10 protein-coding genes and 1 tRNA gene are annotated in these 16,134 nt (G+C 58.1%); 10 read left to right on the forward strand and 1 reads right to left on the reverse strand.

Translation table 11 applies throughout. From position 1 onward, the window contains the following. The first annotated feature begins 142 nt into the window (after window positions 1–142). The 7 genes from V7116_RS00790 (at window position 143) to V7116_RS00820 (ending at window position 7,152) form a co-directional block, all read left to right on the forward strand. Window positions 143–1,357, forward strand: coding sequence for a S41 family peptidase (locus V7116_RS00790; RefSeq protein ID WP_324389402.1), 1,215 nt, complete (start codon window positions 143–145; stop codon window positions 1,355–1,357). 24 nt (window positions 1,358–1,381) lie between these two features. Continuing rightward, on the forward strand, window positions 1,382–1,843 hold the full coding sequence (gene smpB, locus V7116_RS00795; RefSeq protein ID WP_324389404.1) for an SsrA-binding protein SmpB: 462 nt from the start codon (window positions 1,382–1,384) through the stop codon (window positions 1,841–1,843). A 14-nt stretch (window positions 1,844–1,857) separates the two neighbouring features. Beyond that, the gene (locus V7116_RS00800) at window positions 1,858–2,664 is read left to right on the forward strand and encodes a hypothetical protein (RefSeq protein ID WP_324389406.1); all 807 of its coding nucleotides are present in this window, start codon (window positions 1,858–1,860) and stop codon (window positions 2,662–2,664) included. 59 nt (window positions 2,665–2,723) lie between these two features. Then, on the forward strand, window positions 2,724–5,162 hold the full coding sequence (locus tag V7116_RS00805) for a hypothetical protein (RefSeq protein WP_324389408.1): 2,439 nt from the start codon (window positions 2,724–2,726) through the stop codon (window positions 5,160–5,162). Between the two features lie 36 nt (window positions 5,163–5,198). After that, window positions 5,199–5,271: transfer RNA gene (locus tag V7116_RS00810), tRNA-Arg, on the forward strand. A gap of 97 nt (window positions 5,272–5,368) precedes the next feature. Then, complete coding sequence (gene trpS, locus V7116_RS00815) at window positions 5,369–6,397, forward strand: tryptophan--tRNA ligase (protein WP_324389410.1); 1,029 nt, start codon at window positions 5,369–5,371, stop codon at window positions 6,395–6,397. Window positions 6,398–6,417: 20 nt separating this feature from the next. Further along, window positions 6,418–7,152, forward strand: a complete 735-nt coding sequence (locus V7116_RS00820; RefSeq protein WP_324389412.1) for a hypothetical protein — start codon at window positions 6,418–6,420, stop codon at window positions 7,150–7,152. Window positions 7,153–7,792: 640 nt separating this feature from the next. Here V7116_RS00820 and V7116_RS00825 read toward each other — a convergent pair. After that, the gene (locus V7116_RS00825) at window positions 7,793–10,567 is read right to left on the reverse strand and encodes a cation-translocating P-type ATPase (protein WP_324389414.1); all 2,775 of its coding nucleotides are present in this window, start codon (window positions 10,565–10,567) and stop codon (window positions 7,793–7,795) included. Between the two features lie 296 nt (window positions 10,568–10,863). On the opposite strand from V7116_RS00825, the gene V7116_RS00830 reads away from it, so the two are divergent. The 3 genes from V7116_RS00830 to V7116_RS00840 are packed head-to-tail and all read left to right on the forward strand — an operon-like array spanning window position 10,864 to window position 16,099. Next, window positions 10,864–12,930, forward strand: a complete 2,067-nt coding sequence (locus V7116_RS00830) for a hypothetical protein (protein ID WP_324389416.1) — start codon at window positions 10,864–10,866, stop codon at window positions 12,928–12,930. Then, a complete protein-coding gene (locus tag V7116_RS00835; protein WP_324389418.1) occupies window positions 12,927–15,266 on the forward strand; it encodes an ATP-dependent helicase in 2,340 nt (779 codons plus the stop codon). The genes V7116_RS00830 and V7116_RS00835 overlap by 4 nt, the downstream gene beginning before the upstream one ends. A gap of 5 nt (window positions 15,267–15,271) precedes the next feature. After that, entirely contained in the window at window positions 15,272–16,099 is an 828-nt protein-coding gene (locus tag V7116_RS00840; RefSeq protein WP_324389420.1) for a PD-(D/E)XK nuclease family protein, read from the forward strand. Window positions 16,100–16,134: the final 35 nt, after the last annotated feature.

A 16,134-nucleotide genomic window follows, 5' to 3' on the forward strand; every position in this document is an offset into this window, starting at 1 on the left:
GCTGCCTTCCTGTGGTGAAACTGCATCGATTTCTGGGCAGTAATATAATCCTAGTTTGGCTATCGGGACAATCAAACGTAGTTTTTCCCGGTAGCTATGCTACAATCGCGGGTATCGTAAAGGGGCCATCAGGCGGGTCAGAATGAGACAGCAATTTCGGTCGAAGCGGCGTATTGTTGAAGCGGTTGGACAGGGTTTGCTCACAGGCTTGATTCTGGCCGCGTTTTTCCTGGCGGGATTTGTGGTGCGCGGGCAGGTCCCGGTGACGGCACAATCCAAGCAGGATACTGAGTTCCCACTCCTGGCAGAAGTCGAGCAGCTCGTCCAGGATCACTACCTGCGTGAAATCCCCAACGGGCCAGAGATGGAATATGCGGCCATCCGGGGCTATCTGGGGCGCTTAAACGATCCCTATACCTTCTTCAACGATCCGCCCGTCGCGCAGAGCGAATCGGACGTCCTGGCCGGGCAGTATGGCGGCATCGGAGCCCACGTTCGCCGGGATGAAGTTGGTAACTTCGTTCTGTTCCCTGCACCGGACAGCCCGGCAGAGCAGGCGGGAATCGAGCAGGGCGATCTGCTGGTCGCGGTCAATGGTCAGTCATTGGCCACCGATGAGCGCACGGACGTCGTTGATCAGATGCTGCGTGGTGAGGTGGGTGAAGGGCGCGGCGTTACCATCACGGTCAGACGCCCCAGCCAGGAAGAAACGAACGACTACTTCATCGAGTTCGCTGTCGTCGCCGATCCATCGGTCGTTTGGCGCATGGCACAGGATGATCCGGCAGTGGGTTACATCCAGATCATCCGCTTCACGAGTCGCACGCCCGACGAGCTTCACAGTGCGATTGCGGATCTGCGCGAACAGGGCACGCAGGCGCTCGTGCTGGATCTTCGCGGCAATGCTGGTGGACTGCTGGCCGAATCGGTCGAGGTCACGTCTGAATTTTTGGATGGCGGCGTAGTCTTCTACGAGAAAACGCGCGACGGCGAAGAGCCTACCGAAACCACACAGACCGGCACGGCGACCGATCTCCCGCTGGTGGTCCTTGTAGACGGCGGCACGGCCAGTGCGGCGGAACTTGTCGCCGGAGCGATCAAAGATCGCGAACGCGGAATCCTGATCGGCCAGAAAACCTATGGCAAAGGCTCCGTCCAATTGATCTTCCGCCTCTCGGATAACTCGTCGATTCACATCACCTCGGCGGAATGGTTCACCCCGGCGCATGCCGCACTGAGCGGGAACGGCCTGGAACCGGATATCGTCACCACGCCGACGGACGACGGGCGCGACGTAGAGCTTGGAGAGGCACTTAACCAGCTTACCAGTCAGATCGCGGCCCCGGCTGGCTCATAGAATCAAGCACGTAAAGGACTTAACATGGAACAGGGCCGTAAGGTCATATCAACCAATCGAAAAGCGTGGCACGACTACGAGTTTATGGAAACACTCGAAGCGGGGTTGGTTCTCACCGGATCGGAGATTAAATCGATCCGGGCCGGGCACGCTAATTTGCGCGAGGGCTACATACAGCCGCGTGACGGCGAGCTGTGGCTACTCAACGTGCATATCGCTTCATATGACGAAGCAGGGAAGTTTGGGCACGATCCGCTGCGGCCTCGCAAGCTGCTGGTGCACCGCCGTGAGATCATTCACCTGTTGAGCCGCGTACAGGAAAAGGGTCTGACGCTGATTCCGATCCAGCTCTATCTCGTGCGCGGCAAGGCAAAGGTAGAGATTGCGCTGGCTCGCGGTAAAAAGCAGTATGACAAGCGCAGCGCGCTGCGTGAAAAAGACACCCAGCGCCAGATCGAGCGTGCGCTGCGTGAAAGAAACCAGTAGAGTAGGCTCACCCCATGACGGACGTTCCGCGTGCCTTATTTCCACACTCGATCCGCGAGCTTAACGATCTTCCCACGTCTGAAAAGCTCGCGATCTACTACACGTTGATTCCTGAATGGGTCTTCCCGATGTTTGCAATCGATCGCGATACCTACACGGTGCGCGGCCAGCAGGTGGTACAGGTTCGCTGCCCATCCGGCAGTCACTCGGTTGAGATCTCGGTTTATCATGAACCCGGCGCAATCGATCCGGCGCTGTATCTGCAAATGGGCGATACCGTAAACTCGCAGCTTGCCGTGCTGCTGGTCGTCGTGAACGACCCTTATTCGACGCGCTTCAACATCGATATCGACGAGCAGGGAAACCCGACGCAGCTCGGCACGCACAGCCGTAATGTTCCCGAAGAAATCCGCGCGATGCAAGCCCGGCTAGCCCCTGGGCAGATCCGGCGCGGGCTGCGTCTGTTCCGCACCGCAATTCCGCTCTTTGAAGAGTTCATCCGCAAGATGCAGCACGATATGTTTTTCATCGAGCCCCTCTTTTACCATAACGCTATTGCATTCGAGCGCTACGGATTTGCGTACGAACGCGGCGCAAACATCATGCGGTCCATCCACGAGCGATTTCTACCCGGTGGCGATCTTCACGCACGCATGAACGGCGACACACCCTTTCGTACGCCGGGGGCCGCACAAACCGTACTGGGGCGTTCTTGGGCCATCCACGATGGCATCATGGGGCATCCGCTCACGGGAATCCATATGTACAAACGCGTGGGGCACGCGTCCAACGTTCGGACATTCCCGGATAGCAGCTGGTAAATTCGCTTTCCAGGGTTAAGTTGCAGGACAACCTCATTCGGCCATCCGCACGGGGGAGCATGAGCGGTCACAGGCCAACTCTAGACGAACACCTCGTCGAGCGTGCGTTGGCGGCTATGTCCGGCGCGCTGCCGCTTGGCGATCACCCGCTGAAATTTTTCGTCAGTGTCACTCAACGGTTGCGACCTCCTTTCGCGATGATTGGCGACGCGGTGGTAGATGGCGCGGTCTTCGATCACCTTGCTTCGGTCATCACCAATCACTACATGTCGCTCCGCGGTCAGTACAATCTGCCCGCAGCAGGTTGCGCCGATTACCAGACTGCACTCACCGAAGATTTCACGCGCAACAACCGCGAGCTCGAAGGGTGGAGTGTCATCTATCACCGCTACGTATGCATCGACCAGGACCTGTCGATGAATATGATTGAGACGGCGGCCAAACAGGAAGAACGGAGCATTCGCCGCCGGCAGAAGGTAGCAGTTTCCCGGCTCACGCAGGAGCTAATCCGGATCGAGCAAACCGCGCGGCAGACCGAACACCACCAACGCCTGACGCTTGCATTACCCAACCGCCGCACACCTACGTTGTTTGGGCGCGCGTCTCTGTACGCCTGGGCAGTGCACCTGCTGCGTGAAGCCGATCCGCCCAATCATGTCCTGCTTTATGGCCCTCCGGGCATCGGTAAAACCGCGCTGGCGCTGGCGATTACTCTGGATATGGTCGATGAGCTGGATGACATTCTGTGGATCGATATCGAAAAAGATCCACTCGACTTCCAGGCGCTAGATGTTCAACTCGCCGCGCAGCTCGATCTTCCGCTATCCCTGGATGCGACGCCAGCGCAGGCCCTGCGCGCCTACCTGGACACCTACCGGGTGCTCGTTGTGCTGGACCATGCCGAACCGGTTCTCGCCAACTACTCACATACCGCACAACTCCTGGCAATATTGGAAGCGGCACTGGTGCTGATCACCAGCCAGTCCCGCCATCACCTTCCGCCGCTGTTGTACGATCTTCCGCTGACATCGCTCGACCGCGAAGATGCCCATCGCCTTGTCGAGCAGCTTGCCGGACACGCTCCCACGCGGCACAGCCCGCTCGACCGCTTTGATTCGATCTGGAGGACAGCAGGTGGAAATCCGCGAGCGATCGAAAGCATGGTTCAGCAGTCGTGGACCATACCGGTTTCAGGTCAGGCGCTCGTTGCGAAACTGGGCAGTTCCTACGAAGCCCATTGGCAGCGTATGTCCCCGGCAGCCCGGCGCTTTTGGCTGCTCCCGCTTCTGTATCCCGCCGCGTCTGGTTTTCCATACGAGGATGCTGCGCCGCTGGTTGGTATCGACCCTGGTGAGGCAGATGAATACCTTCAATATCTGGTAAACGCGGCATTGTTATTTGCTGATCCTCATGAGCACACCATGCACTACAGGCTAATCGATGTCTCCGCGACGTATATTCAGGAGCAGGTAAATCGTGATGTTCCGGTTACGAAAACAGAGTCCGCACGAGCATTCATCCGGGAAGCTCTGGAGCGTCACGTCGCGCGCTTACAGGCACGGCCAGCGCCTAATATGGCGCTCTTTGCCCTCAACCTGGGGAAACATCTTCAGTTGCCTACAGAAGGTCAGATCCGGTACGCTCGCGCGCTTGCCGATCAGATCACCGAAGATGGGCACTGGTATGCGTGGTTGAACCATATCCAGGCGCTGCTTCCGACCGCGCCTGCGGATCAGATTCCGTGGCTCGATATGCAGTTCGGCATTGCTCAGCGGTGGCTTGGCGATCTGCACAGCGCGTGGGAAAGCTTGCAGCAAGCTTTTGCCGCACTGCCCGCCGGAACACCGGAACAGGCTGACGTGCTCGTGGAACTGGCTGTGGTAAATCGTTATCGGGGCCGGTGGCAGCAGGCACACGACGACCTAAGGCAGGCGCTGAACCTATACGAGAGATTTGAGGAGCAGTCTCGCGCCGAACGCTGCATCCAGGAACTATGCCAAGTTGCTCTGGACGCCAACCAGACGGATGAGGCGCTGCGCTGGCTCAGCAGACTGTCGCCTTCGGCGCGTATGTGGGGTCTCACCAGCCAGATTCACATCCAGATGCAAAATTACCGGGACGCACTCCACGCCGCCGAACAGGCCTTGCGCCTGCTGCCCGTAACGCACGCCAACCGGGGCCGTGCATTGGCGACATTGGGGCAGGTATACGTCCACCTGGGAGCTTTCCCGAAAGCGATCGATTATCTCACGCTTGCCGTACAGTTACTCGAACAATCGCGCGACCTCGTGGGGTTGGCCCGAGCGCACAACAATCTGGTTGTCGCATATCTTCACCAATCCCCGCAAGAGCGCGAGATCGCGCCAAACAAGCTTTACGAGCTGCTGGAACGCGCCTGGACGATCCAGGATCATATGGGCGATACGGTAGGCTTGGCCTATACCGAGCAGAATTTCGCCCAACTCAAAGCGGACTACGGCTTTAATCCACCCTATTGATTGCCCTCAAGCAGCGTGGTAGTATAGAACGAACTTGCCGCCGTAGCTCAGGGGATAGAGCGCCAGTCTTCGGAACTGGGCGTCGTGGGTTCGAATCCTACCGGCGGTACTACTTTTGGCTGACCCCACGGTTGCCCGCCCCACATGGGGATGCTACAATTCTCTCCAACGTAAGTCATCCCGTCTCTACCTAGAAAGCAGATCGAATGAGCGAAAACCAATCAGGGAAGCGCAAGCGCGTTCTGTCTGGCGTGCAGCCTTCCGGCAATCTCACCATTGGCAACTATGTAGGTGCGCTGCGCCAGTGGGCGCGCGAGCAGTATAACTTCGAAAGTTTCTTCTGCGTCGTTGATCTCCACGCGATCACGGTCCCTTACACCCCGGCGGAACTGCGCCAGAAAACGCGCGAGGTCGCTGCGCTTTACCTCGCGTGCGGCATCGATCCTGAGGCGTCGACCGTATTCGTACAGTCGCATGTCCGGGCTCATGCCGAATTGACCTGGCTGCTGAACTGCATCACACCGCTGGGCTGGCTTAACCGTATGACGCAGTTTAAGGACAAATCCGCGAAGCAGCAGGCGGATTCGGTTAGCACTGGGTTGCTGGACTATCCTGTTCTGATGGCTGCCGACATCCTGCTTTATCAGGCGGACGCGGTGCCTGTGGGCGAAGACCAGAAACAGCACCTTGAACTGACGCGTGATATCGCCCAGCGATTTAACCACCTGTTTAGCGATACGTTTAACATCCCGGAACCCATGATTCCGCCGACCGGCGCTCGCATCATGGGGCTGGATAACCCCAACGCAAAAATGAGCAAGAGCGAAACCGGCTCAGAGTATCATGCAGTGTATTTGCTCGATCCGCCCAACCGCGCCCGCAAGAAGGTTATGCGCGCAGTTACTGACTCTGGCCGCGAAATTCGCTTTAGCAGCGATCCCGAGCGGGCAGGCGTCAACAACCTTCTGGAGCTTTACGAAGCGCTGACAGCCCAATCGCGCGAAGCGATCGAGCAGCGGTTCGAGGGCCAGGGTTACGGCGAGCTTAAGAAAGCCGTCGCGGAAGCCGTGGTTGAGACGCTCGGACCCATTCAGCAGCGGTACGAGGAACTCACGCGCGATTCGAGCTACATCGATAATCTGTTGGCGCGTGGTGCCGAACGAGCCGCTGAAGTCGCCAATGACACTCTAAAAACCGTCCGCGATAGGATGGGCTTCCTGGAGCCTCTCCGCTAAGCAGAGAACCGGGGGCGATCATGGCGGTGGATGGGGATATTTTACGGTTGCCACCACTGCAGGGATGCCTATACTGCCACACCGAAGGGACAACAGCCTTGTTTCCCGGGCGTCGTATACTGGGGATCGGGAGCGATTTCCCGATCCTCAAATGCAGCCGGTGCGGCACCACAGCCGATTTTGATGCGGACCCAGCACTGCCCGACGCCTGGCATATCCGTTTTCGCCACTGTAACCACGATCCTCGCTATTTTTATGTTGCACAGCACTTCGCCGGGGCAGGGTGGCTGACTGCTCAACAAGCGCTCACAATCAGCACCGATGGATTCATCCAGCGCCAGCGCGTCCAGCAGGCACAGTCCGGCGATCTCTCCTGGCTCCAACCGGAGCAAATGCCTGTAGCTGAACGAGAAGGGCAACCATATCTGAGTCTGAAAGGTGTTACGCTGCAGGAAACGAACAGCTCAAGTTTCTTCGGGTTTGGAGGCAGCAGCGCGGTACTGGATTCGGGAAAGTTGTTCGTCACGGCGGAATACCTCTATCTCGATGGGCAGCGACAGGTCTGGAAGTATCCTTTCGATATGCTTGGAGGCATTCGTTACACCGATCAGGCCTGGATCGTGGCGATAGAGCATGGGGATCAGCCCTTGACCATGCAGGGCGTGAACCTGTCCGATCAATTCGATGTGCAGCTTATTGCGGCGGTGATCGAGGCCCTGTGGCGCAAATCGCTGGCAAATACGCGTTTTGAATGAATGCTTGACAAGTTTTGATGACTTGTTTATACTTACATTAACAGTCCATACAGGACATCCCACCACCCCACCCGCTAGAGCGTCGCGTCTCCCCACACGCGACGCTCGCCTTTATAGCACCTGAATATTAATAGTAATAATACTATTATAAATAGAAATAAATTAATTAATATATTGTGGGGACAAAAAAACCCTTTATTCTTCGAAAAATCAGCAAGTTATCTTCTAAATTATCCCCCAGACACCGCGATCACAAGTCCATCAGGCCAATTTTTAGACTGCATTCAGCAATCAAGACGGTTCATGTCCGCGGCCAGGACCTGCAAGAGAAGACGACATGAACAGCAGGGTACCTGTGACGTGATTTCTGGCAACAAAACAACGATGCGCCAGAGGGGAAATCCGAACGCATCACTTGCTAACTCCGTTGAAGCGCGAGAAACGCAGGGACAACTGTGCTATGTAGTTTCGCGTTGTTCTTCGATCAACTTACGGCAATGTCCCACTAAGTTTTGGGTCTCTTCGGGCTCGTTTACGCTCAAATTTGAAATTAGGTCGTGATAAGTGTCATTATCACGACTAGTTTTAAGTCAAAACAGGCGGCACGAGAAACTTCCGTGCCGCCTGTTTTTATTAAACCTCACGCTGCTTGGAGCGCCGCCTGCTGGGCGTGCTGCGCCCGGAGATAAATCTTCGTCAGCTCTGCAGCCACCGACGGCGCGAGAATCGCCGGAATGATGTACAGCCACTGCACGACACTCAGTGCGACCGTGTCGAAGATGTCGCGAAGGAACGGCACGTACAGAACCGCAATCAACAGCACCATCGATACAGACACGGCATACTGCATGTACTTGTTCGTGAATATGCCGATCTTAAACAGCGAATTCAGTTCAGAGCGCGTCGTATAGGCTCGCAGCAGCTCCGACGATGACAGCGTGACAAATGCCATCGTGCGCGCCAGATTCCAGTTGTCCGGCTGGAGATGCCGTCCCAGCATGAACGTTGCCAGGGTTGCTGCTGTGATGATGATCGTCTGGATCAACATCCCAAGACGCATGTCGCCGTTGATGATCGGTTCCTTGGTTGGGCGCGGAGGCCGGTCCATAATGTCCGGATCGCCCTTTTCGACCCCCAATGCCAGTGCCGGAGCCCCATCCGTCAGCAGATTGAGCCACAGGAGCTGGATCGGCGTCAGCGGCGAAGGCGCTCCTGCCAGCGTTGCGAGGAAGATAACCGCGATTTCAGCTAGATTACAGCTTAGCAGGAAGTACACGAACTTGCGGATGTTGGCATAAATCACGCGCCCTTGCTCGACCGCCGACACGATACTCACATAATTATCGTCCGTGAGCACCATATCTGCGGTTTCCTTCGATACGTCGGTGCCGGTAATTCCCATCGCCACACCGATGCTGGCGCGCTTCAGCGCTGGAGCGTCGTTCACGCCGTCACCCGTCATCGCCACGACGTAATCTCGTGCGCGGAACGCCTCGACAATACGCACTTTGTGTTCTGGCGAAACGCGCGCAAACACATCCACATCTTCGATTGCCAGCGCAAGATCGCCATCGGACATCGCCTCAAGCTCAACGCCCTGAATAACCCGGCCATTCTCGCGCAGTAAGCCAATCTCACGTGCGATCGCGCGTGCGGTGTCAGGATAGTCCCCCGTCACCATCACGGTGCGGATGCCCGCGTGGCGCGCTTTGGCAATCGCCGGTTTTACTTCGGGGCGCGCCGGGTCGATCATGGCGATTAACCCGAGGAACGTGAGTTTTTCCTCGATGTTTTCGGGAGTAATCTCAGCCGGGAGCGCATCTATTTCTCGCTGAGCAACCGCCAGCACACGCAGCGCCTGATGCGCCATCTGCGTATTGGCTTCCAACACTGCTTCGCGCCGTTCTGGCGTCATTGGAACAAGTGTTCCATTCTCCAGCATTGCGTCGCAGTGCTCCAGTACGATTTCGGGTGCACCCTTCGTGAATACAACGAATGGTCCACCGTCCGGTGCCTGGTGGATCGTGCTCATGCGCTTACGTCCCGAATCGAACGGAATTTCGTTCACGCGCGGATAGCGCTGTTCGGAAGTCTCACGCCAGAGCCCTGCCTTTGCTGCCGCAACGACCATCGCTCCTTCGGTCGGATCGCCGATCATACGGTAGCCATTCTGGCCGTACTTGCCGTCCGTATTTGTCTCAAGCTGGGCATCGCTCGCCAGCATTGCGGCGAGCAGCAGCCGCGTGGCCTCCGGATCGGTTTCGATATTGACCGCCTGACCATCCCGGCTGAACGTTCCTACCGGGCTAAACCCCTCACCGCTCACATCAAGCCGCTCGTTCGAGACAAACAGCTTGACCGCCGTCATCTCGTTCTGCGTCAGCGTTCCGGTCTTATCAGAACAAATGGTCGATGCGCTACCGAGCGTCTCCACAGCAGGCAGCCGCCGGATCAGCGCGTTGCGCCGGATCATCTCGCGCATCCCAATCGCCAGATTGATCGTCACAACGGCTGGCAGCCCTTCCGGTACGGCAGCGATCGCCAGCGCAACCGCCGTCATAATGGAGTCCGTGAGCGCATCGAAGAACTTGAAATCGCCGCCGGTCACCTCGCGGATAAAAATCACCACGCCAACCAGCAGGCAAATCGCCAGCGACCCGATGCTGAGTGTGCGTCCCAGCTCATCCAACCGGCGCTGAAGCGGCGTCGTTTCCGCCTCGGTAGACTGGATCATATCCGCGATCTTGCCGATCTCGGTTTGCATTCCCGTGCTGACAACGATCGCTTTTCCGCGTCCGTAGGTCGCAGTGGTACTCATATACGCCATATTCCGCCGGTCGCCAAGCACCGCATCCACCGCGACTCTTGAATCAGCGCGCTTATCGACCGGAACAGACTCCCCGGTCATCGAGGCTTCGTCCACCTTGAGATTCATCGTCTCGATGAGGCGCACATCTGCCGGAACGTGATTCCCTGCCTCAAGAATCACGACATCGCCGGGAACCAGATCGCTGGCAGGCATTACGCGCTGGTGCCCGCCCCGGATAACGAGTGCCTCGGGCGACGTCAGCTTCCGCAGCACGGCGAGTGCTTCTTCGGCGCGTCCCTCCTGGATCACACCCAACGTCGCGTTGAGAGCCACAATGGCTGCAATTGCCGCCGCTTCAACCCAGTCGCCCAGTAAGCCCGAAAGCACCGCCGCGAATATCAGGATGTAGATGACAAAACTCTGGAACTGGGCCAACAACCGCTGCCAGAATGTAGGACGTGGCTGCTCCTGCAGCGCGTTTGGCCCGTACTGTTGTAGGCGTTCAGCCGCAGTGGCGTCCGTCAGCCCATGTTTGACGTCGGATCCCAACTGCTGAACTACCTCTTCGAGAGGCTGCGTATGCCAGGGAGTAGATATAGTTGCCATAGTCGTATAAGCTTCCTCGGGGTGCCTGTCCAGTCTTTTGGTGCAAACCTTTGCCCAAGTGTACCCATTCCGGTGGTTCATCTCCACCGCGAACGCGCCTGAATACACTCCAAATCTTAGCACGCCTCGTTTTTATTTTCTCCAGTATTTATGTTATACTCTCCCAATCACAAACAGAACATCCGTTTTGATTGTCTAGAAGGCAAAATATCTGTCTTTTTCTCATTCTCGTCTAATAAAGATAGCTGTCACCCCTAAAAATAGGGGTGTTACAACACAGATGACGAGGCGCGAAAATGGCTCGCACACGCTTTTTTGAGGGTCCAGCACAGTCCGGCAAGACGCACGCAGCCATTGCACATATCAGCGATCTGCTGCTCCTGGGCACGCGCGCCGACAGCATTCTCGTGCTTATCCCCCACCCGGCGCTGGGCGAACCCTACCGGCTGGCCGCCGCCTCACCCGAGTGGCCGGGATCGTCCGGCCTGGATGTCGTTACACTTGGGCAGCTAGCGCAGCGCTGCCTCTCAACCTACTGGCCGCTGGTTGCCCCCACAGCAGGGTTTGCCCACCCGGAAGTCGAACCGCAGTTTCTGTCGGTAGAAACAGCGCAACACCAGATGGCGCAGTTCGTCATGGCCGCCGTTGAGCGTGGCGCGTTTGACGGGGTGAGCATGACGCCCTTCCGCATCATGACCGAAACGCTCAACAACCTGTCCCGCGCTGCGATCAACCATTTCACACTCGACGAGATAGAGGAACGACTCGTGGCCGCATGGGGAAATCGGCATTCGAGTCGCCCGCCAATGTATCACGCCAGCCTGGAAATTGCGCGGCAGTTCCGTACGCACTGTCTTGAACAAGGACTACTCGATTTCTCGCTGCAAATCGACGTATTCATGCGCCATTTGCTGCAAGAGCCTGTCTTTCGGGATAACTTCACCGGCCAATACCAGCATTTGGTGGCCGACAATCTGGAAGAAAATTACGCGGCAGCTGGCGACTTCATCCGGTGGATGTGGGATGACTTAAGTTCCGCCCTTCTCGTCTACGATCTCGATGGCGGCTATCGCACATTTCTGGGCGCAGATCCCGCAGAACTCCATACGCTGGCGGGCCTGTGTGACGAAGTTGTGGCGTTCGATTCTCCGTCCGATCGCCCTGCTCCGCTCAGGACAATGGAGGCCGCCTTTTCTGCGTTGCTGGACAGCAGCGAGCCGCCCGAGCCTGAAGCGGACGCGAATCCCCTCGACGCGTATACATTCGAGTTTCATCGTTTTTACCCGGAGATGCTGTCCTGGGTCGCAGACACAGTCGCGCAGCGCGTGCACGACGGGACGCCTCCCAACGAAATCGCAGTGCTCGTCCCGCTTTTGAACGACTCGCTTCGTTTCACCCTGATGTCACACCTGGCCGATCGCGGAATCCCGGCGATCTCGCACCGCCCTTCCCGCGCTGTACGCGATGAGCCGTCGGCCCGCACCCTGCTGACGCTCACCTTACTTGCGCATCCGGGGTGGAACGTTCCACCCCCTGCGCTGGATGTTGCGGATGCACTGCAGCACGTCATAGGCGAACTCGACCCGGTACGCGCATGGCTGCTCACGCAGATCGTCTATCGCCCAGGGAAACCGTTGGGCGCTTTCGAGGAAATCACGTCGGCTGCGCGACAGCGGATCACCTATCGCGCCGGACAGCGTTACGATACTCTGCGCGATTGGTTGAACGCCTACGAGTCCGTGGCCGCCGAAACAACGCCCGATCATTTTTTCAGCCGTCTATTTGGCGAAGTGCTGTCGCAGCCGGACTACGGCTTCCATACCGACATGCAGGCCGGGCGCGTCATTGCAGAAATGGTCGCTTCCGCGCGCAAATTCCGCCAGACCCTTTACCCCAACGGCTCAGACGATTGGTCGGAAGTAACGCGCGAATACGTCATGCTTATCCAGCAGGGATTACTCGGCAGCCTCTATTTGCCAAGCTGGCGGCACGAAGATCCGAATGCCGTGTTTGTCGCCCCGGCGCACACCTTCTTGATGCGCAACCGTCCTGTTGCCATCCAGTTCTGGTTGGATGCTGGCAGCAGCCTGTGGTGGGAACGCTTGGAACAGCCGCTGACTCATCCGTATGTGCTGATGCGCGCCTATCCCGAGGGCGCTTTCTGGACCGACGAAGACGAATATTACGCGCGCCAACAGGCCATGCGCCGCGTCATTACGGGCCTCATCCGCCGCGCGACCGGACGCATCTACATCTCCGTCTCGAACCTGGGCGAGCAAGGCTACGAGCAGCGCGGCCCCTTACTGCGGGTGCTCCAGCGCGTCGCGCAGTTTTACGGGCAGATTGAGGAAGGCGCGCCATGACCGCAGCCGCAGCACCCGGCTTCCGCCCGGAACAGGAAAAGATCATTTCCGGCTATACGCATGGGCAGATCGGTGTCGCAGCCGTTCCCGGCAGCGGCAAGACGTTCACACTGGCGCACCTGGCTGCCCGTCTGATCGCCACGGGACGCATTGAGACCGATCAGGAAATTCTGATCGTCACCTTCACGAATTCAGCGGTAAACGGCTTCCAGGCGCGAATTGCGCAAATCTTGCGCCAGCAGTATCACCTGCTGCCCACCGTCGGCTATCGCGTGCGAACTCTGCACGGGCTTGCGCACGATATCGTACGCGAACGCCCTGCTCTTGTCGGACTGTCCGACGATTTTGTGATCCTCGATGAGCGTGCCGTGCTCGAAATTCAGCGCGATCTGACGCTTCAGAAGCTGGCGCCGTGGCGGGACGCGCTCAGCAGCTATGTCAACGCCGAAGAGGACTCGAAGTTCAATTTTGCCCGCCGCCAGTTTGAGCAGGATCTGCCCGGGCTTGTGGCCCGGTTCATTCAACAGGCAAAAGACCTACAGCTCGATCCCGAGCGCTTAGCGGACACGCTGAGGCGTGCCGGGCAAGAGGTGCCGCTGGCCCGCTTTGCGACGGAAATTTACGCCGACTACCAACGCAGCCTGACGACGCGCGGCGCGGTAGACTTCGACGATCTCGTGCGTCTGGCGCTGCGCGCGCTCGATACCGATGGTGATTTTCGCCGCCGCTTGCAGGATCGCTGGCCGTACATCCTCGAAGACGAGGCGCAAGACAGCAGCCAGCTTCAACAGGAAATGCTCCAGCAGCTCAGCGCCGGGAAAAACTGGGTGCGAGTGGGCGATCCCAATCAGGCGATCAACACCACCTTCACCACAGCGAGTTCTCAGTTCTTGCTCGACTTTCTCGATCCGCGCCAGACTCCCGGCGTAGAAGAACGCCCGCTCTCGGTTTCGGGCCGCTCTGCCCTGCCGATCATCGATCTGGCAAATGAATTAGTGCGCTGGTCGGTGGAAGAACATCCGTCGCCCGCGCTGCGTCGTGCCTTTAGCTACGCGGTGGACGAAGCACGCGGCATCCGGCGCGGCAGCATCCAACCTGCCGGGAATTCCGGCGATCCCCAGCCGAATCCCCCCATCGATGCGTGCCACATCCACATCGAATACCAGCCCGGCCAGAAAATCACGCCAGATAAAGAGCTGGAAATGGTCGTTGCGGGCGAAGAATGGTCCCTCGTGAGCTGGTTCAAGGAGATCGAAGCCCTGCCACCCGACGAACGCCCGACCGTCGCCGTGCTCGTGCCGGAAAACAGCCGTGGCTTCAAACTTGCAGAACTTCTGAATAAATATCAGGTTCCTTACAAGGAACTCTTGCGCAGCACAACGGACACGCGTCGAGCGGTTAACTTGCTGCGCACCGTGCTTGAATACCTCGCGGAGCCGGTCGATCTCAAGGCGCTTAAACAGGTTTTCTGGCTCACTCTGCCACCCGTTTACCAGGAACTGGTCCATGGTGACATCGACCTGCGCCAGACCATGACCAAGCTTTTTAACGGCTATCGCAACATCGAGGCCTTTTTGTGGCCGGTCAACGACGAATCAGACGCGCCGCCAGCTGTCGATCCGGGCAGCTACCCGTGGCTGCCCGCCGAGCTGGACATCTTCCGCGAGCGAATGCGCCGCTGGTTAGAGGCCACCACCCTGCCCGTCGATCAACTGGTGCTGACTATCGGACAGGATCTGTTCGAGAAGCCGGTGGACATTGCGCTGACATACAAGGTTGCGGTGCTGCTCAAAGGTATCGCGCACGCCTACCCCGACTGGCGCTTACCCCAGTTCGTAGACGAGCTGCGCGCGATCGGCAGCAACGAGCGGCGATTTATCGGCTTTGACGACGCCGAAGAAGGATATGTGCCGGAACCGGGCGTCGTTACCGTAGCAACCATGCATGCCGCCAAGGGGCTGGAATGGGATCGCGTCTACCTGATGTCGGTCAGTAATTATGGCTTCCCCTCCGCGCAGCCGTACGACACGTATCTCGGTGAGCGGTGGTATGTACGGGACAACCTCAATCTTGAAGCGGAGCTTCTCACACAGATCAAAGCCCTGGCCGAGCATGAACTGGACCAGTATGTCGAAGGTCAGGCGACAGTCCAGGCCCGGGTCGACTATGCTGCCGAGCGGCTGCGGCTGCTGTATGTAGGCATTACTCGTGCCCGCCGCGAATTGATCATCACCTGGAACATGGGGCGATTCTGGCAAAAAGGCAATGAAAATCAGGCCGCCCTCCCGCTAATTGCTCTGAACGAATACTTAAAAGCCGTCCGGCTGAAGGATTGAATGTGATGCTTCCACAGCCGTTTCAATTCACGCAAAGCAGTCTACAAGACTACGTGGACTGCGGACGCCGATTCCAACTGCGTTACATCAATGCGCTGGCATGGCCTGCCGTCCGCGCCGAGCCGCTTCTGGAACACGAGCGCCACATCGAGCGCGGCATTCGTTTTCACCGGCTGATCGAACGGCACCAACTAGGTATGGACCCCACCGTGCTGGAAGCGTCGATCCGGGCAGATGATACCCTGCGCGGCTGGTGGCAAAGCTACCTCCACTACGACGCACTCCACAAGCTCGATGCACAGCGTCGTCCGGAATTATCGCTTTCAACAACCCTCAACGGCGTGCGCCTCGCGGCGAAATTCGATCTACTTGCAATCGTGCCGCAGCAGCAAGCGATCATCTTCGATTGGAAAACCTATGCGCGCGCCCCGCGCCGTGAATGGTTCGTCCAGCGGCTTCAAACACGCATCTATCCGATCGTTCTGCTTCGCGCTGGTGGCGCGCTGTTTGGCGGCGAAATTCGCCCCGAACAGATCCAGATGACCTACTGGATTACAGGCGCGCCCAATCAGTCGGTCACGTTCGATTACAGCGCCGATCAGGCCGCCCGTGACGAAGAATATCTTTCTGGCCTGATCGCAGATATCCTGCGCGCGCCAGAGGATGCGGTGTGGCCATTGACGGCTGACGAAGCGCACTGTCGCTTCTGTGAATACCGGTCGCTCTGTGAGCGCGGCGTGGGAGCCGGGCACATCGGCGACGACATGCTGCTGCCCGACGAGGAGATGCCAAGTTTGGTGCGCTTAGCGGACGTGGAAGAAGTGGGCTTCTAGCTATCATGGCAGCGGAGACGTTCCCCAGGCAGCAG

This window comes from Aggregatilinea sp., assembly GCF_036822615.1.
Taxonomy (GTDB): Bacteria; Chloroflexota; Anaerolineae; order Aggregatilineales; family Aggregatilineaceae; genus Aggregatilinea.

Coding starts and splice junctions, on each gene's coding strand:
- trpS (WP_324389410.1), top strand. CDS start 5,369: ATGAGCGAAAACCAATCAGGGAAGCGCAAGCGCGTTCTGTCTGGCGTG.
- V7116_RS00825 (WP_324389414.1), bottom strand. CDS start 10,567: ATGGCAACTATATCTACTCCCTGGCATACGCAGCCTCTCGAAGAGGTA.
- V7116_RS00830 (WP_324389416.1), top strand. CDS start 10,864: ATGGCTCGCACACGCTTTTTTGAGGGTCCAGCACAGTCCGGCAAGACG.
- V7116_RS00835 (WP_324389418.1), top strand. CDS start 12,927: ATGACCGCAGCCGCAGCACCCGGCTTCCGCCCGGAACAGGAAAAGATC.
- V7116_RS00840 (WP_324389420.1), top strand. CDS start 15,272: ATGCTTCCACAGCCGTTTCAATTCACGCAAAGCAGTCTACAAGACTAC.
- V7116_RS00790 (WP_324389402.1), top strand. CDS start 143: ATGAGACAGCAATTTCGGTCGAAGCGGCGTATTGTTGAAGCGGTTGGA.
- V7116_RS00820 (WP_324389412.1), top strand. CDS start 6,418: ATGGCGGTGGATGGGGATATTTTACGGTTGCCACCACTGCAGGGATGC.
- smpB (WP_324389404.1), top strand. CDS start 1,382: ATGGAACAGGGCCGTAAGGTCATATCAACCAATCGAAAAGCGTGGCAC.
- V7116_RS00805 (WP_324389408.1), top strand. CDS start 2,724: ATGAGCGGTCACAGGCCAACTCTAGACGAACACCTCGTCGAGCGTGCG.
- V7116_RS00800 (WP_324389406.1), top strand. CDS start 1,858: ATGACGGACGTTCCGCGTGCCTTATTTCCACACTCGATCCGCGAGCTT.